Genomic DNA, 16,976 nt, shown 5'->3' on the forward strand with positions numbered 1-16,976 from the left:
ACACTTTGTTACCCCTCACGCCATACGTTTCCACCACAATGCATCTCAACGCTGATGTGCTTATCCCCCGGTAACGCAGCAGCGCGACTGTATCGGCAAAAGGCGTCCCCCGGCGCGGTTTGCAAGGTGGTTCGATGCAGTGCTCCGAATCTGGTCTCCTCGCGCTAACCCCGTAGCGTGTGGTTTTGGCGGGCCCGTGTGCCCCGCCATTTTTTTTTGCCTGCGGCCTCCTACATCTTTCCTAACCCTTTCTCCGACAAGTGCGAAAAATCGTTCGCTGTCCGAGAAATTCGGAAATGAATTCACTCCTGCGTAATTTGAGAAGCGCGTCAGAAGCGCATCGGAAGCGCACGAGGGGCGCATGAGAGGTGCGCGCGCAACGAAATCGAGCCGGCGCCGCCTTGCGCCTGCACAATACCGGCTCCGAGTCGGCATTGCGTGCGCCGGGGTGCCGCCGCGGCGTGGCTATCGCGTGGCCCGGAGCCACGGTTTGAGCCAGCCGAGTCCGGCGCGCGTCTCGCCCTGCGGGCGATACTCGCACCCCACCCAACCGCTGTAGCCGAGTTCGTCGAGCAAACGGAAGATGAACGGATAGTTCACCTCGCCCGTGTCAGGCTCGTGACGCGCCGGTACGCCCGCCACCTGTACATGCGCGATGTCGGCGATGTGCTGGCGCAGCTTCATGGCGAGATCGCCCTCGGCGATCTGACAGTGGTACGCATCGAACTGCACCTTGAGATTGCTCGCGCCCACTTCCTGGCGAATGGCGTGCGCCTGGTCCTGGCGCGTGAGGAAATAGCGCGGAAAATCGCGCACGTTGATCGGCTCGATCAGGAGGGTGACGCCGTGCGCGGCCGCCTGCTCGCTCGCATAGGCGAGGTTTTCCAGATACACCGCGCGGCATTGCGCCGGCGATTGCGAGGCGTCGGGGCACCCGGCCATCACGTGCAACTGGCGGCAGCCGAGCGCGTCGGCGTAGTCGAGGGCGAGCTCGACGCCGTCGCGAAACTGCGCTTCGCGGCCCGGTAGTGCAGCGAGTCCCCGCTCGCCGCTCGCCCAGTCGCCCGCCGGTGTGTTGAACAGCACCTGCGTGAGCCCGGCATCGTCCAGGCGTGCCCGAATGTCGCGCGCGCAATGCTCGTAGGGAAACAGGCATTCCACGCCGCGGAAGCCATCGCTGGCCGCTTCGCGGAAACGTTCCAGAAACGGGACTTCCTGATACAGCAGGGTCAGGTTCGCGGCAAATCGCGGCATGAGAAATCTCCGAAGCCCAGGGCGGCCCGTCGCGCGCGGGGCCATGCCCGTCACAATATCATTGCCCGTCGATCTGAGGCGCCGCCACGCTGCGCAGTTGGAAGCGACCGTCGTTGTTGAAGAGCCAGGTCTCGACGGCGCGCACTCGTCCGCTGCTGTCCACGAGCGCCCGGCTTGGCGCGGGCAGCGGACTGGCCCGCCGCAGGCTCGCCACGGCTATGCGTTCCGCTTCGTGATCGCCGTTGCTGCGGTAGAGCGCCACGCTCGTCACGTTGCCGTTGCGGTCCACCCAGTATTCGAGCGAGACGACCGAGCGCAGCATCGGTTGGGGATTGCCCGGCGTAATCTCGCGCGCATTGACTTCGGTGACGCGCTGCGCGGCCGCAACCTTGTATTGATCGAGCGCGGAGAGCGGCGCCGGGCCGGGTGTCAGATTCAGGACGAGCGGCTTCTTGGGCTCGAAGTCCGGATTGGCACAGCCCGCCCAGAGGAGCGTTTGCGCCGCGAGCGCCCACCACGCGAATGCACGCGCTACCCACCGCCTTTGAGAAAGTTGCGTATTCATGCGCTGTCTCCCGCAACGTCCGCGACACTTTTCTTCTTTTCACGTCCCCGCCGCACGCGCCTTGCGCGGCGCGCCCGATGCGCATACGTACTATGCGTGCTGTACGTGTGCGCGCCGGGCCGTCGTTTCCTGCCGGGCGGTCTGACTACTGCGCGCGAGTGCCGAACGACCAGTTCGGCATGAGCGTGTTGGACGGCAGGTTCTCGTCCTGCAACTTGCGCGCCGTCTCGATGCCGGCCACCGGCAGCCCGGTCGGATCGAGCAGGCCGATCTGCACGAGCACGCTCGCCTGGTCCCAGTAGATGTGTTCGTGCTCGAGCTTGTCGCCACGGAAACGAACGATGGCGACCAGCGGGATCTCCACGCGGCGTCCGGTGGGCGCCACGCCCGGCAGCATCCAGTCGACGGGCGTCGTATGGGTGAAGCAGAACAGCAGTTCGTCGACGAGCTGCGTCGCCCCGATGGTGCGCGAGATCGGAATCAGGCGCGTATCCGGCGGATTGCTGTCGACGAAGTGGTTCCGGTAGAAATGCGCCAGTTGCTGATGGCCGACACCGCCCGTCATCGTGGGAATGTGGTTGACATAGGGCTCGGCCACCATGGTCTTCATCAGCGGATCGATCTCGCGGGTGGCGAATTCGTAGGCGCAGTGCGTCTCCCAAAGCGACGCGAAGTCGTAGTGCGGGCCGAGCACGCGGCGCAACGCGCCCACGGTGCGCTGATGCGCGAGTTGCGTTGCCGCCCGGTTGAAGTGGTCGCCGGGACGCGCGAACGCATGGTCGGCCTCCGGATAGTGGTACAGCGTGACGTTGGCGTGTTCGCCCAGGCGGTCGGCCAGCGTCGCGCGCACTTCCGGCGGCGCGTACTTGTCGAGTTCGGCGATGTGCAGCACAAGCGGCGGGTGCTCGCCGGCGAGTTCGTCGATATGCTGCTCCAGGCCCACGCCGTAGTAGCCGACGGCCACGTCCGCGCTCGTGCGCGTGACGGACAGCGCGGCGAGCTTGCCGCCGAGGCAGTACCCCACCACGCCCACCCCGCCGACGCATTCGGGCAGCGCGCGCAGCGCGTCCACGGTGGCGCCGACGTCTTCCATGCCGAGATCCACGTCGAAGCTCTGGAACAACGCGAAGGCCCGCTGCCAGTCGCCGGGCGAGTAGCCGAGCTCGATGCCCGGCTCGATGCGCCAGAACAGATCCGGCGCAAGCACGACATAGCCCTCCTCGGCGTAGCGGTCGGCGAGTTCTCGGATGTAAGCGTTCACACCGAAGATCTCCTGGCATAGCACCAGACCGGGGCCCTTGTGGGCGCCGCCTTCGGGGACTGCCAGGTAGGCCTGAAAGGTCTTGCCGTCTCGCGACTTGATGCTGATGAAGCGTCCTGCCATGTCACTGCCTCCTCAAAAAAAGCCACCGTGCGACGCAGACGCTCCTTGCCTATCTTAGGCGTCGCCCGCGCGATGCGCAGCGCGGTTAACACCGAGATGGACCGAGACGGACCGGGACGGCACGAAGCTGCCGGGCGAGCGCCGCGGCGGCGCCTGCGTCGGGCGATGCATGAAGTGAACGGGGTGAAGCCGACAAAGAAGCGGGTCGTGCCGTCACGGACGCGCCGTGAGTAGCGACATCCGACGATACCATGCATACTCGGAGCGCACGTTCGCGGCGTGACCGACGACGTCACGCCGGACGCACTTTTCGACGCATTGGAGTCACCATGATCACCGTGTATCACAACCCGCGCTGCTCGAAGTCGCGCGAGGCGCTGGCCCTCGTGGAAGGGTCGCCCTCCGTTGCCGGCGGCGATCTGCAAATCATCGAATATCTGAAAACGCCGCCCACGCTCGCCGAACTCAAACGCCTGCACAAGCTGCTCGGCGTGCCCGTGCGGGACATGATTCGCAGCAACGAAACCGAGTACACCGAGCTGGGGCTCAACGATGCCTCGCTTACCGACAGCGAACTGCTCGCGGCGATCGCCAGGCATCCGAAGCTGTTGCAGCGCCCGATCGTCGTCAACGGCGACAAGGCGGTGATTGCGCGTCCGCCGGCGTTGGCAAACGAGGTGCTGTAGCCGACCGCGGCGGCCGGCGCCGGTCCTGCGGCCTGGACAGCGGGTCGCCCGGTCGCCCCGCCGCCCCGGTCGGCGCGTGTGGGCGCGTGTGGGCGCGTGTGGGCGCGTGTGGGCCGCGTCAGCCGTGCGCCGCGCTGTCCTTGCCGGGGCCGGTCTCCGGCGATTCGGCGTCGGTGGCTTCGGCCTGCGCCGCCGCCCCGGACACGGGCGCGTCGGCGTTCGCGGTGAGGCCCACGCCTTGCCAGCCCGGCAGGGCGGCGAGTGTCTTTTGCTGCTCACGCAGCTCGGCCAGCATGTTGCAGAAGAGGGCGCCTTGCTCGAGCGCGTCGTCGAGCGCCACGTGGGTGTGAGGCAGCGGGTCCAGCCAGGCTTGCGGCAGCCGCGGCTTGATGCACTTGCGATACGGCATGCCGGTCATCGCAAACGCCAGCGTCTTGATGTCGAGTGCTGACCACGAGAACGGGCATCGGCCAACGAAACGCATCATGTACCAGAACATGAACGTGAAGTCGAAGCCGGCCGGGTAGGCGACGAACACCGGCTTGCCCGGCAGCTTCTCCACCCACTTCACATACGCCTTGAGCGCCGTGGCCGGATCTTCCGGATCGACGCGGCAGGCGGCCCACGCGTGCGGCTCGGTTTTCCACCATTTCATCGTGAGCGGATGCCCCTTGGCGTCGGGCAGCAGCTCGAGGTTGGCGCTGAACGTGCCGATCAACTCCTTGTCGGCCGTGTATGCTGCCGACGCGAAACTCAGCATGGAATGCGGACCCGGGATCGGACCGTCGGCTTCGACGTCGGTACTGACGAAAACTTCCTCGTCGACGGGAATGATCCGCGACGGCGTGCGCGACATCGCTTCGCTCATACGGCGCTCCGGGCAAGCACCGCGTCGGCGACGTAAGGATTGGTCTGGCGTTCCTGGCCGAACGTGGACACGGGCCCATGCCCCGGGATGAACGTGACGTCCTCGCCCAGCGGCCAAAGCTTGTCGCGGATGGACGCGATCAGGTCGGCATGATTGCCGCGCGGAAAGTCCGTGCGGCCGATGGAGCCGGCGAACAGCACGTCGCCCACGCTGGCGAGCCGTTCGTCGGCCGAGAAGAAAACGACGTGGCCGGGCGTGTGGCCGGGGCAATGCAGCACGTCGAGGGTGATGTCGCCGAACTTGACGGTGTCGCCGTCGCCGAGCCAGCGATCGGGCGTGAATGGCTGCGGTTCGGGGAAGCCGAAGCGCGCGCTCTGCGCCTGGAGCTGGTCGATCCAGAAGGCGTCGTCCGGGTGCGGACCTTCGATCGGCACACCGTACTTCTCGGCCAGCGCGCCCGCGCCGCCGCAGTGATCGAGGTGGCCGTGCGTGAGGAAGATCTTTTCGAGCGTCACCCCCTGGCGCTCGATTTCGCCCACGATCCGGTCGATGTCGCCGCCGGGGTCGACCACGGCGGCGCGTTGCGTTGCATCGCAGACGAGCAGGGTGCAGTTTTGCTGGAAAGGTGTGACGGGTATCAGGGTGACGTTCATGAGGTATTGGGGACGCGGTTTTCGTCTATTGTAATTCGGGCCGCCGCCGCACCGCCCGGCGTGCCGACGCCCTGGTCGCCACCCGGGTCGCGCCCTGGTCCGAGAGCGGCAGGAGGGCGGCACGAGAGCGGCACGAGAGCGGCACGAGAGCGGCCCGCAAACGGTGCGCCGAGGCGCCCGGAGACCTGTTGCGAAAGGCGCTGCCATGCGCGAGCGGCGCGGCGGCGCCCGTCACGTTTGTAGCGCCTGTAACGCCCGGCAGTGATGTTCGGCAGTAACGCTTGGTAACAAGACTTACGAAGTAAGTGAACGCTCGCTGATAGGTTGACTTCGGTGGCATGTTAAACTCCGGCCCTATGCGAACACGCGACATGCTCACACGGTTCGCGGTCGGCTGCGCCCTCGCCCTGACGTTGACAGCCTGCACAACGCCGCTCGAACCCCCCAGCCAGTCGGCTGCCGCCCCTTCGGCGACAGGCGCAGGCACGCGTGCGCGCGAAGCCAACGCACCGGTCGGCTCGAGCTTCGACCTGCACTGGCCGGGACGGGTGTACCACAACGGGGGGCTCAATCCCGGCGACCCCGACGCCCCGGAGCGCGACGGCGAAGCCCGTCTGCGGGCGGACGCGGGCACGTTCTTCCAGACCGGCACCGCCTCGTGGTACGGCAAGAAGTTCCACGGGCGCCGCACCGCTACCGGCGAGACGTTCGACATGAACGAACTGACTGCCGCACATCCCACACTGCCGCTCGCGAGCTTCGTGCTGGTGCGCAACGTCGCCAACAACAAGGCGGTCGTGGTGAAGATCAACGATCGCGGACCCTATACGCGCAAGCGCATCATCGATCTGTCCTACGGCGCGGCCAAAAAGCTGGACTTCGTCAACGCCGGTCATGCCAAGGTCGAGATCCGGCGCCTGTCGCGCAGCGAAATCGCGGCGCTCGGCCTCGAGGACGGCGGCAACAGGAACAGTAGCGGCAACGGCGCTGCGCGCGCATCGTCGTCGCCCACCGAGGCGTCGGCGCCCTCAGCCGATGCGATTGCGCCGCGACCGACGCCGGAAGCGTCTTAAAAATCGGGACGCGCACGACCGGTTTGTTGTGCAATTCACGCACATTGCGGGAAAAATCACCTTAATTATTTCGCTTTCCGCGCCAACGTTGCGGCGGAGTGCGTCGCATGAATGTGCGCACTTCAAATCGCCCGCGACCAAATCCACTATTTTTTTTCCGATCCTCGCATCAATCTGCCAGCCTTTGGCCGCAATGCGACGCATGACGGGCTTTCCAGGAGGTTGCGTTGGCAACCGTTGTTCGCCGCAGACGATGTGGGTAGACTGTGCCCCACGCGCAGATGCACGCTTTGTGTGCATCCGATTGAGGCCTGCCGAGACCCGGGCCCGGCGCACCTTTCAAAAAAACGCATTCCTGGAGGAGTTTTAATGTCGACGATGGGTAAATACGCCAAGCGCACCCTGCTGTGCGCGGTGGCCGCTACGTTGTTGGGGACGACCGGCGCGGCATTCGCGCAGGACACGAAGTCGGTGTCGGTGCTGGCGATCGTGGAGCACCCGGCGCTCGATGCCATCCGCGACGGCGCGCGCGACGAACTCAAGGCAGAAGGCTATGAGGTCGGCAAGAACCTCAAGTGGGAATACCAGAGCGCGCAGGGCAACGTCGGCACCGCGGCGCAGATTGCTCGCAAGTTCGTGGGTGACAAGCCCGACGCGATCATCGGCATTGCCACGCCGACCGCGCAGGCCGTGGCCGCCGCGACCAAGAGTGTGCCGCTGGTGTACTCCGGCGTGACCGATCCGGTGGCCGCACAACTCGTGAAGAGCTGGGAGCCGTCGGGCACCAACGTGACGGGCGTGTCGGACAAGCTGCCGCTGGACAAGCAGGTCGCGCTCATCAAGCGCGTCGTGCCGAACGCCAAGCGCGTAGGCATGGTGTACAACCCGGGCGAAGCGAACTCGGTCGTGGTCGTCAACGAGCTCAAGAAGCTGTTGCCGGCCGCCGGCATGACGCTGGTCGAAGCTGCGGCGCCTCGCACCGTCGACATCAGTTCGGCGGCGAGCAGCCTGGTCGGCAAGGTCGACGTGATCTACACGAACACGGACAACAACGTCGTGTCGGCCTACGAGTCGCTGGTGAAGGTGGCCAACGACCGCAAGATCCCGCTCGTCGCCTCGGACACCGACAGCGTGAAGCGTGGCGCCATCGCGGCACTGGGCATCAACTACTACGACCTTGGCCGCCAGACGGGCAAGGTCGTGGGTCGCATCCTCAAGGGCGAGAAGCCGGGTTCGATCGCGTCGCAGACCAGCTCGAATCTGGAACTGTTCGTGAACACGGCGGCGGCCGCGCGCCAGGGCGCCACGCTGTCCGACGACCTGGTGAAGGAAGCCAAGACGGTCATCAAACAGTAAAGCGTGCGTGACACCGGTGCGGCGGGCCGCCTGCCCGCGGCGCCGGCGAGCGACAGGGCGGCGCCCGGACACGATCTGTCCCCGCCGCTCTTTTCCTATCGAATGGGCGGGACGGCTCCCCCCGAACGCGGTCGCAAAACGACCGGCTATGACCCGATTGGCCGACGTCGGCCGTGCGAGCGCTGATGCCGTGACCCGGCAAGGGCCGTCTTGCGCAGTGGAATTACGAAAATGTCCCTTTTTTCTATGATGGGCGCGCTGGAGATCGGTCTGATCTTCAGTCTCGTGGCGCTCGGGGTGCTGATTTCCTTTCGCATCCTCAATTTTCCCGATCTGACCGTTGACGGCAGCTTCGCGCTTGGCGGCGCGGTGGCCGCCACGCTGATCGCCGGCGGCACCAATCCGTTCGCGGCGACGTTGGCCGCCATGGCGGCCGGCGCGGTGGCCGGCTTCATCACGGGCTGGCTCAATGTGCGTCTGAAGATCATGGACCTGCTCGCCAGTATCCTGATGATGATCGCGCTCTACTCGGTGAATCTGCGCGTGATGGGCGCGCCGAACGTGCCGCTGATCACGTCGCCGACCGTCTTCACGATGCTGCTGCCCGAGAACGGCCCGAGCTGGCTGCCCGACTACGTGCTGCGTCCGGCCATGCTGCTGGTGGTGGTCGTGGTCGTGAAGCTGGGCCTCGATTACTTCTTCTCGTCGCAGCAGGGGCTTGCGATGCGCTCGACGGGCGCCAACCCCCGCATGGCGCGGGCGCAGGGCGTGAACACCGGTCGCGAGATTCTCGCGGGCATGGCGCTGTCGAACGCGCTCGTGGCGCTGGCGGGCGCGCTGTTCGCGCAGTCGCAGGGCGGCGCGGACATCTCGATGGGGATCGGGACCATCGTGATCGGTCTGGCGGCGGTGATCATCGGCGAGACCATCCTGCCGGCACGCCGGCTCATCCTCACCACGCTCGCCGTGGTGATCGGCGCCGTGCTGTATCGTTTCTTCATCGCGCTGGCGCTCAACAGCGACTTCATCGGACTGAAGGCGCAGGATCTCAACCTGGTGACGGCCTTGCTCGTGGCGGTGGCGCTGGTGCTGCCGGCAACGCGTCGCAAGCTGTTCGCACGCAAGAACGGAGGCGCCTGATCATGTTGAGCGCAAAAGACCTCAAGATCACTTTCAATCCGGGCACGCCGATCGAAAACCGCGCGTTGCGCGGCATGTCGCTCGATATTCCGACGGGCCAGTTCGTGACGGTGATCGGATCCAATGGCGCCGGCAAGTCGACGTTCCTTAACGCCATCAGCGGCGACCTGACGGTCGACTCGGGCACCATCTCGATCGACGGCAACGACGTCACGAAAAAGACGGCATGGCAGCGCGCGAGCCAGGTGGCGCGCGTGTTCCAGGACCCGATGGCCGGCACATGCGAGGCGCTGACCATCGAAGAGAACATGGCGCTGGCCGTCAAGCGCGGCGAAGGCCGCGGCTTCCGGTTTGCGTTGAACAGGGAACTGCGCGAGCGCTTTCGCGAGAAGCTGAGCCTGCTCAACCTGGGGCTGGAAAACCGTCTTTCGGACCGCATCGGTTTGCTCTCGGGCGGCCAACGTCAGGCCGTGAGTTTGCTGATGGCCTCATTGCAACCATCGCGAATTCTCTTGCTAGACGAACACACGGCGGCGCTCGATCCGAAGACGGCGGCGTTCGTGCTGGAGTTGACGGCGCGCATCGTCGAGCAAAGCAAGCTGACGGCCATGATGGTCACGCACAGCATGCGCCAGGCGCTCGACTACGGCGATCGCACGGTGATGCTGCACCAGGGCAAGGTCGTGCTCGACGTCTCGGGCGACGCGCGCAAGGGCCTCGACGTGCCCGACCTGCTCCAGATGTTCGAGCGCACGCGCGGCGAACAGCTCGACGACGACGCACTGCTGCTGAGCTGAGCGCGCGTTGCCGCCACGGAAAAAAGCCCGCTTCGGCGGGCTTTTCCTTGCGTGCCACGGGGACTGGCAGACCAATCGCCGGCGGGAAAGTGTGGGGGAATGCCGGAAATGCCCGCGGAAATATCCGATGTCGTTCTCCCGGGCCGCCCTGACGGCGCCGCTAGCCGTTCTTGAGCGCCAGCGCCCGCTCGTACAGCGCATTCCGAGGGGCGCCGGTGATGGCGGCGGCCAGCTTGGCGGCGCTCTTCGTCGGCAATTCGGCCACGAGCAGTGCGAGCACGCGCTGCGCTTCGGCGTCCACGCCGTCCTCGGCGACGTTCGCGGCCGCGCCCGACACCGCCAGGACGAACTCGCCGCGCTGGCGATTCGCATCCGCTTTGAGCCACGCCACGCCGTCGCCGAGCGCGCACTCGTGAATGTCCTCGAAGCGCTTCGTCAATTCGCGTCCGATCAGTAGCCTGCGCCCGGCGCCCAGTCCTGCCGCGAGCGCGCCGACCGTCTCGACGATCCGGTGCGGCGCTTCGTAGAACACCTGCGCGCACGGCGACGCCGCCAACGCAGCGATGGCCTGTGCGCGCTGCTGCGCCTTCGGCGGCAGAAAGCCGACGAACGTGAACGACTCCACCCACGCGCCCGCCGCCGACAGCAACGTGATTACCGCGCTGGCGCCCGGTATCGGCACCACGCCGAGCCCGGCTGCGCGCACCGCATCGACGAGCCGTGCGCCCGGATCCGAGATGCCGGGCGTGCCAGCGTCCGAAATATAGGCGACGCGCTCGCCGGCTCGCAGACGCTCCACCAGCCGCGCCGCGGCGGCATTCTCGTTGTGTTCGTGGGCCGCGATCAACGGACGATCGATGCCATAGCGTTGCAGCAGCTGTGCGCTGTTGCGCGTATCTTCACAGGCAATGGCGTCCACCATGCCCAGGATGTGCAGGGCGCGCACGGTGATGTCGGCGGTGTTGCCCAGCGGTGTGGCCACGACATACAGCGTGCCCGTCGGGTAATGCTGGCCCTCGGCCAGCGACAACAGACGGTCGCTCATGCGCGGGGCCTCCGGTAAAGCGAAGTCGTCGCCTCACGCACCCCGCAGGACGCAGCGACACCGGCATTGCCGGAAACGGTAAACATTGGAACAACCATGTCGAATCAGCTAGGAGTTTCGTTCGAGAGCCGCGCGCAGACCCTGCTCGAGCGACGCGGCTGGCAGCTCGTCGCGCGCAACTATCGGTGCCGCGGCGGTGAAATTGACCTCATTATGCGCGATCGCGCGGGCGTGCTCGTGTTCGTCGAAGTCCGCGCACGGGCGCGCAGCGATTTTGGCGGCGCGGCCGAGAGCATCACCCGCGCCAAGCGAAGGCGCCTCGCGCTGGCCGCGCGACATTACCTGTTGCGGCGCCCGGCCGCGCGCTGCCGCTTCGACGTCGTGGCCTTCGACGGGCGCCCGCCCGTCGCACACTGGCTGCCGAACGCCTTCAGTGCCGACGATCTCTGACGAAACCCGCCCCGTCGGCCCTGTTACACTTGCGAAAGTGCCGTTTCATGATATACGGCCCCGGATTGCCGGCCGACGCCGGGCATTGCCCTCGCGAGGCCGGCTGCTTTTGCGACACCCTGGCAAACGACCATGTCGATCGAACGAATTCAGCAACACTTCACGGATAGCGTCGAAACCAAACTGGCCGCGCGCGACGCCCTGGCGGACCCCATTGCCGCCGCCGCCGAGGTCATGTTCAACGCGCTGTCCAACGGCAACAAGATCCTCGCCTGCGGCAACGGCGGGTCGGCTGCCGACTGCCAGCATTTCGCCGCCGAACTCGTCGGCCGCTTCGAGCGCGAGCGTCCCGAACTGCCGGCCATCGCGCTCACCACGGACTCGTCGATCCTCACGGCCGTCGGCAACGACTACAACTTCGACGCCATCTTTGCCAAGCAGGTGCGCGCGCTCGGCCAGCCGGGCGACATCCTGCTGGCCATCACCACGTCGGGCAACTCGGCCAACGTGCTCGCCGCCATCGAAGCCGCGCACGAGCGCGAAATGCACGTGATCGCCCTCACGGGCAAGGGCGGTGGCAAGGTCAACGACGCGCTGGGCGAGCTGGACGTGCACATCTGCGTGCCGGCCGATCGCACCGCGCGGATTCAGGAAGTGCATCTGCTGACGATTCACTGCCTCTGCGACCTGGTCGACGCGATGCTTTTCGGCGACGCGTGAACCTATTGTCATCCTGAGGCGTCAAGATCATGACGGGCACCGGGTCGCGGGGGCGGACGGTGCCGGCCGGGCGCGGCGGGGGCCGCCCCGTTCGATCATCCAACAAGGAGAATGACCGATGAGTTTCCAACGCGCGCAAGGCGTTGTTAAGCCGCTCGTAGCGGCAGCGTTGATTGCCGCGACCCTGGCCGGTTGCGCCCCCATCATCCTCGGCGGCGCGGCCACCGGCGCGCTCGTGGCCACCGATCGCCGCTCCGTCGGCGCCCAGACGGAAGATCGCGAAATCCAGATCAAGGCGGAAGCGAATATCGCCAACACGCTGCCTGAAGCGGCGCACGTCAACGTCACGGTCTTCAACCGCCGCGTGCTGCTCACCGGCGAAGTGCCGGACGAGGCCAGCAAGCAGCGCGCCGTCGAGATCGTCAGGCAGATCAGCAATGTGCGTGGCATCGTCGATGAGCTGGCCATCGGGCCGGCAAGCTCCTTCGGCGCGCGCTCGAACGACGCGTGGATCACCAGCAAGGTCAAGGCGAACCTGATCAACACGAAGGAGATTTCGGCCAACGTGTTCAAGGTCGTCACCGAACGCGGCGACGTCTATCTGATGGGCCTCGTCTCGGAAGAGGAAGGCCGCATTGCCGCAAACGTCGCCAGCCGCGTCGGCGGCGTGGAAAAAGTCGTCAAGCTCTATGAGTACGTGAAGCCGGAAGAGGCGCAGCGTCTGTCGACCGAAGCCGCGAAGAACCCCGCCCCGGCGCAGCCTGACGACGCGAACGCGGCGACCGTCACGACCACCCCGATCGGCAACGACACCGTCACGGCCAAGCCGCTGTCGACGCCCGCACCGATCACCGAGGGACCAGTCAAGCCCGGGCCGTCGAACAAGACGGGTAATTGACGCGCGCCGGCGGCGCGTGCCGACGCGTCCCCAAGTGCTCACACACGCGTTGCGAATGCGCGCCATTCCTCCCATGCCGAACCGCCGGTATCGCGCCCGCCAAGGGTGGGCGACGCCGGCGGCTCTCGTTCTGGGCGCCGCGATGCTCGTAGCGTCGGCGGGCCATGCCGCTTTCGCCGAAGGCGCGCCCGCGGCGGCACCATCGCCGGCGCCATCGCCAGCGCAACCGGTCGCGCAACCATCCACGGCACGCGCCCCGTCGCCCGACTGGCAAGCCCGCGACTGGGCGCTTGCCTGCATGAGCTGCCATCACGCGTCGGCGCCGGTGAGCGCCGGCAACGCAACGCTCCCCACACTACCGACGCTCGAGGGCCGCCCGGCCGCCGAACTCGTTGCCGCGCTGCAGGCCATGCGCGACGGCCGGCAGCCCGCCACGCTCATGCCGCAACTTCTTCGGGGCTACCGCGACGACGAACTGCGGCGCATCGCCGAGTACTTCGCCGCACAGCCCCGACTCCCGGGGCGGCCCGCCCGGCCAGGGCCGCGTGCGGCTTCGCGCACATCACGATAGGCACGCCCGCATGCAACGTCGCGATTTCCTTTTGCACCTGGGGACGATGGCCGCGCTGGCAGGCATGGCGGGCGCGCCATGCACCGCGAGCGCACAAACGCGCCTCGCGCCGCTCTGGCCCACGCCAGTGAAGGCGCGCGCTCGCGTGGTCGTGGTCGGCGGCGGCTTTGGCGGGGCGACGGCGGCCAAAGCACTGCGGACGCTCTCCGGCAATACGGTCGAGGTCACGCTGATCGAGCCGAACGCCGCTTTCGTCTCCGCCCCGTTGTCGAATCTGGTCGTCGGCGGCAACTTGCGCGTGACCGATCTCACGGTGCCCTACGACGCACTCGTCGCACGCCACGGCGTGGCCTGGCGGCGCACGCGCGTGAGCCGCATCGACGCCGGGCGCAAACAGGTGCAATTGGCCGACGGCAGCCGCCTGCCATACGACAAGCTGATCGTGTCGCCGGGCGTGGCGCTGCGCCGCGAGGCGATCGGCGGACTATCGGAGCCCGCCACCGCCGAGGCTCTGCCGGTCGGGTGGACCGACGCGCGCGAGAGCGCCATGCTGCACGCCCGGCTTCGCGCGATGCCCGACGGCGGGGTGTTTGCCATCACGATTCCCGAAGCGCCGTTCCGGTGCCCGCCTGCACCGTATGAGCGCGCGTGCCAGGCGGCGGCCTGGCTCAAGCAGCACAAGCCGCGTGCCAAGGTGCTCGTGTTCGACGCCAACGACGAGGTGCTGGCCGAAGCCGAGCAGTTCCACGACGTCTGGCGCACGCAATTCGGCGGCATGCTCGAGTATCACCCACAATTCAACTGCACCGAGGTTGCGCTCGATGGCGCCAGGCAGCTCGCGCGTTTCGAGCTTGGCGAGGAGATCCGCGCGGACGTGCTGAACGTGATCCCGCCGATGCGTGCGGGCGAGATCGCCACGTCGAGTGGCCTGGCGACGGCCAACGGCCGCTGGTGCGACGTGGACTTTCTGACCTTCGCCTCGACAGTGCAACCCGATATCCACGTTCTGGGCGATGCCGTCCAGATCGCGCCCCAGATGCCCAAGTCCGGCCACATGGCGAACCAGCACGGCAAGGTGTGCGCGGCGGCGATCGTCGCGATGCTGGCCGGCCGCCCGGTTAACCCCGAACCGCTCTACAGCAACACCTGCTACACGTTCGTCTCGGGGACCGAGGCCATGCACGTCGCGAGCGTGCACCGATACGACGCCTCGCAGCGCACCATGATGCCGGTCCAGGGCACCGGCGGCGCGTCGCCGCGGGCCACGCGCGAGGAATTCGCGCTGGGACTCGCATGGGCGCAGGGCATCTGGGCCGACATGCTGGCCTGACGCGGATTTCGACGGCATTCCCGGTCGCGGCAAGTGCGTTTGGAGGACTTTCTCTAAGTGCCGCAATGTGCGTGTGGCCACGAGCGACTCCGGCAATGTTGTGTGAGTGCCGCATTTGCGGCAGCCTGCCTCGTTGACGGGGGCTCGGACCTCTCGGTTACACTGCCCCAACGAAAAAATAATCGTTGGGGGGCATAGGGATGGCGCATCGCCAGGGAGAGTCCCGTCTCGCGTCGCGCGTTGCGCGTGCGGACACCATCGAATCACATCGTGCGTTTCATCGCGGGTTGCGCCGACACCGTCGCGCCGTTCGGTTCGTGGCCGCCGCGACGGCGGTCATCGGCCTGCTCGGCGCGCAGCAGGCGCGCGCCGACGCCAGTCCGGTGCGCGGCGACCCGATGCAGAGTCTTCCCAAGATCGAGGCACCCAAGGCCCCGGCCGCGACCATCCGCATTCAGCCGCCGACCCAGGAAGACGCCCTCAAGGCACTGCTCGCGCGTAAGATCACGCCGCAGCGTTTCGGGATCGAAGGCGTGAAATCGCTGCCGTTCGATCAAATCGCGGCGCTGTTCGCGCCCATGGCGGGCAAGGAAGTGACCATCGGCGATCTCGTCGAGACGGCCAACCAGGTCACGAAGATGTACCAGGACGCCGGTTACCTGCTGTCGTTCGCCTTCGTGCCCGCGCAAGACTTTGCCGGCGGCTTCGTGCGCGTGACCGTCGTCGAGGGTTACATCTCCGGCACGAAGATCTCCGGCACGCCCGGCCCGTCGGAGCAGCGCCTGCGCGACATCGCGGCGCACATCGAGGCCGAACGCCCGCTCAGGCGGGCCACGTTCGAGCGCTACCTGAACCTGCTCACGCTCGTGCCGGGCATGAAGATCAAGGCGGACGTGCAACCGCCCACGCAGACCGATGGCGCGACCGAGTTGTCGCTCGACGTCTCGCGACAGCCGGTGGCGCTCGGCACCTCGCTCTCATACAACAACCCTGGCATTCGCGGCGTGTTTACCGTGACGAGCAACGCGCTCACCCCGCTGGGCGAACAGATCCAGCTCACGGCCATCGCGCCCAAGGGGCACAACGACGAGGAATTCTACGCGGCGTCCTACATCCAGCCGCTGGGCTCGAACGGCCTGCAGGCGCGCGTGGATGCGTCGCACTATCGCGGCCAGCCTGACGACCAGGGCCTCCCGGGCCTCACGCGCCACCTCGACACCAAGCGTCTGGCGGTGGGCGTGTCGTACCCGCTGCTGCTCAACAACCAGCGCAGCCTGACGATCAGCGGCGGCATGTACGGGGTGAATTCCCGCGATCGCTATGAAGTGCCGGATAGCCCGAATTTCATCAATTCGCAGACCAACGTGCGCGCCGCGCAGGCGCAGCTCGCCTACAACGAAGTGACCGAGAAGCAGACGCGCAGCGCCACGCTGGGCGTCTTCAAAGGCTTCAACGGGATGGGCGCGAGCCAGTCGTACACCACGCAGCCGGCCGGCGTGGTGCAGATACTCGGCCCGTACGATCTCGCTTTCTGGCGCTTCACTCTCGACGCGAAGCAGGGCGTGGTGCTGCCGTGGGACTTCGGCGTCGTCGTCTCGGCCGGCGCGCAGTACAGCAGCAACACGCTGCCGACCTCGGAGCAGGCCACGTTCGGCGGCCAGCGCTACGGCCTCGGCTATCCCGCCGGGGAGATTGCCGGCGACAAGGGTTGGGGGGCGTCCATCGAGGTCAATCGCATGTTCCGCACGGACTTCCGCTATCTCAAGACGGTACAGCCCTATCTGTTGTTCGATACCGCCAAGGTCTACATGAACTACGGGCAGTTGTTCCACAACCAGCTCGCGTCGCTCGGGCTGGGGGTGCGCATCTCCGACAGCAAGTACTATTCGCTCGATCTGTCGCTCGCCAAGCCGATGGCCGACGCGCCGACCAACGCGCCGCGGCGGCCGCTGCGCTTTAACGCCAACTGGTCCTATCAGTTCGAGTGATGCGCGGCGGCGACAGCGACGACGTGGATGATGACGAGGATGACGACGTGGATGAGGAGCAAGGGCGGGCGCCGCCACGGCGTCCGCCTTTGTCGTTTTCGGCTGCCGTCGCACGGGTGAGTGTCGCGCTGTCCTTGCCCTCGTTCGACGATGCCAGCAATACGGATCACCGCTGTTGCGACGTTCCCCACCCATTTT

The 16,976-nt window shown here is 66.7% G+C and carries 17 protein-coding genes; 11 read left to right on the top strand and 6 right to left on the bottom strand.

Features of this window, described 5'->3' with window-relative positions:
* Positions 1 to 465: 465 nt before the first annotated feature.
* The 3 genes from otnI to CDN36_RS15060 form a co-directional block, all read right to left on the bottom strand.
* Positions 466 to 1,254 (bottom strand): 2-oxo-tetronate isomerase, encoded by a 789-nt coding sequence (gene otnI, locus CDN36_RS15050; protein WP_287497139.1) that lies wholly within the window; start codon positions 1,252 to 1,254, stop codon positions 466 to 468.
* A 58-nt stretch (positions 1,255 to 1,312) separates the two neighbouring features.
* On the bottom strand, positions 1,313 to 1,819 hold the full coding sequence (locus tag CDN36_RS15055; RefSeq protein WP_287497140.1) for an energy transducer TonB family protein: 507 nt from the start codon (positions 1,817 to 1,819) through the stop codon (positions 1,313 to 1,315).
* 145 nt (positions 1,820 to 1,964) lie between these two features.
* Positions 1,965 to 3,203, bottom strand: coding sequence for a dienelactone hydrolase family protein (locus CDN36_RS15060; protein WP_287497141.1), 1,239 nt, complete (start codon positions 3,201 to 3,203; stop codon positions 1,965 to 1,967).
* 329 nt (positions 3,204 to 3,532) lie between these two features.
* On the opposite strand from CDN36_RS15060, the gene arsC reads away from it, so the two are divergent.
* A complete protein-coding gene (arsC, locus tag CDN36_RS15065) occupies positions 3,533 to 3,889 on the top strand; it encodes an arsenate reductase (glutaredoxin) (RefSeq protein ID WP_287497142.1) in 357 nt (118 codons plus the stop codon).
* Positions 3,890 to 4,007: 118 nt separating this feature from the next.
* On the opposite strand, the gene CDN36_RS15070 is transcribed toward arsC, so the two are convergent.
* Both CDN36_RS15070 and CDN36_RS15075 read right to left on the bottom strand, forming a co-directional pair.
* On the bottom strand, positions 4,008 to 4,757 hold the full coding sequence (locus CDN36_RS15070) for a 3'-5' exonuclease family protein (protein ID WP_502920370.1): 750 nt from the start codon (positions 4,755 to 4,757) through the stop codon (positions 4,008 to 4,010).
* Complete coding sequence (locus tag CDN36_RS15075) at positions 4,754 to 5,410, bottom strand: MBL fold metallo-hydrolase (protein ID WP_287497143.1); 657 nt, start codon at positions 5,408 to 5,410, stop codon at positions 4,754 to 4,756. Before CDN36_RS15075 ends, CDN36_RS15070 begins: the two co-directional genes overlap by 4 nt.
* A 371-nt stretch (positions 5,411 to 5,781) precedes the next feature.
* On the opposite strand from CDN36_RS15075, the gene CDN36_RS15080 reads away from it, so the two are divergent.
* From CDN36_RS15080 to CDN36_RS15095, 4 genes are all read left to right on the top strand, one after another.
* Entirely contained in the window at positions 5,782 to 6,483 is a 702-nt protein-coding gene (locus CDN36_RS15080; RefSeq protein ID WP_150555558.1) for a septal ring lytic transglycosylase RlpA family protein, read from the top strand.
* 369 nt (positions 6,484 to 6,852) lie between these two features.
* Positions 6,853 to 7,839, top strand: coding sequence for an ABC transporter substrate-binding protein (locus CDN36_RS15085; RefSeq protein ID WP_150555559.1), 987 nt, complete (start codon positions 6,853 to 6,855; stop codon positions 7,837 to 7,839).
* Positions 7,840 to 8,070: 231 nt separating this feature from the next.
* Positions 8,071 to 8,979, top strand: coding sequence for an ABC transporter permease (locus tag CDN36_RS15090; RefSeq protein WP_150555560.1), 909 nt, complete (start codon positions 8,071 to 8,073; stop codon positions 8,977 to 8,979).
* Between the two features lie 2 nt (positions 8,980 to 8,981).
* Positions 8,982 to 9,776 carry an ABC transporter ATP-binding protein gene (locus tag CDN36_RS15095; RefSeq protein ID WP_150555561.1) on the top strand — a complete coding sequence of 265 codons (795 nt, stop codon included), beginning with the start codon at positions 8,982 to 8,984 and terminating at the stop codon, positions 9,774 to 9,776.
* Between the two features lie 160 nt (positions 9,777 to 9,936).
* On the opposite strand, the gene rsmI is transcribed toward CDN36_RS15095, so the two are convergent.
* The gene (rsmI, locus tag CDN36_RS15100) at positions 9,937 to 10,821 is read right to left on the bottom strand and encodes a 16S rRNA (cytidine(1402)-2'-O)-methyltransferase (protein WP_287497144.1); all 885 of its coding nucleotides are present in this window, start codon (positions 10,819 to 10,821) and stop codon (positions 9,937 to 9,939) included.
* A 66-nt stretch (positions 10,822 to 10,887) separates the two neighbouring features.
* Between rsmI and CDN36_RS15105 the strand changes: the two genes are divergently transcribed.
* From CDN36_RS15105 to CDN36_RS15130, 6 genes are all read left to right on the top strand, one after another.
* Positions 10,888 to 11,271: a YraN family protein gene (locus CDN36_RS15105; protein WP_370750090.1), complete on the top strand. Its 384-nt coding sequence runs from the start codon at positions 10,888 to 10,890 to the stop codon at positions 11,269 to 11,271.
* A gap of 132 nt (positions 11,272 to 11,403) precedes the next feature.
* Complete coding sequence (locus CDN36_RS15110) at positions 11,404 to 11,991, top strand: phosphoheptose isomerase (protein WP_150555564.1); 588 nt, start codon at positions 11,404 to 11,406, stop codon at positions 11,989 to 11,991.
* A 118-nt stretch (positions 11,992 to 12,109) separates the two neighbouring features.
* Positions 12,110 to 12,889 (top strand): BON domain-containing protein, encoded by a 780-nt coding sequence (locus CDN36_RS15115; RefSeq protein ID WP_150555565.1) that lies wholly within the window; start codon positions 12,110 to 12,112, stop codon positions 12,887 to 12,889.
* A gap of 55 nt (positions 12,890 to 12,944) precedes the next feature.
* Positions 12,945 to 13,460, top strand: a complete 516-nt coding sequence (locus tag CDN36_RS15120; protein WP_287497145.1) for a c-type cytochrome — start codon at positions 12,945 to 12,947, stop codon at positions 13,458 to 13,460.
* Positions 13,461 to 13,470: 10 nt separating this feature from the next.
* A complete protein-coding gene (locus CDN36_RS15125) occupies positions 13,471 to 14,790 on the top strand; it encodes an FCSD flavin-binding domain-containing protein (protein ID WP_287497146.1) in 1,320 nt (439 codons plus the stop codon).
* A gap of 200 nt (positions 14,791 to 14,990) precedes the next feature.
* Positions 14,991 to 16,778 (top strand): ShlB/FhaC/HecB family hemolysin secretion/activation protein, encoded by a 1,788-nt coding sequence (locus CDN36_RS15130; RefSeq protein WP_502920371.1) that lies wholly within the window; start codon positions 14,991 to 14,993, stop codon positions 16,776 to 16,778.
* The last annotated feature ends 198 nt before the right edge of the window (positions 16,779 to 16,976 follow it).

Source organism: Pandoraea sp. CB10b_02 (assembly GCF_002216225.1).
Taxonomy (GTDB): Bacteria; Pseudomonadota; Gammaproteobacteria; order Burkholderiales; family Burkholderiaceae; genus Pandoraea; species Pandoraea nosoerga.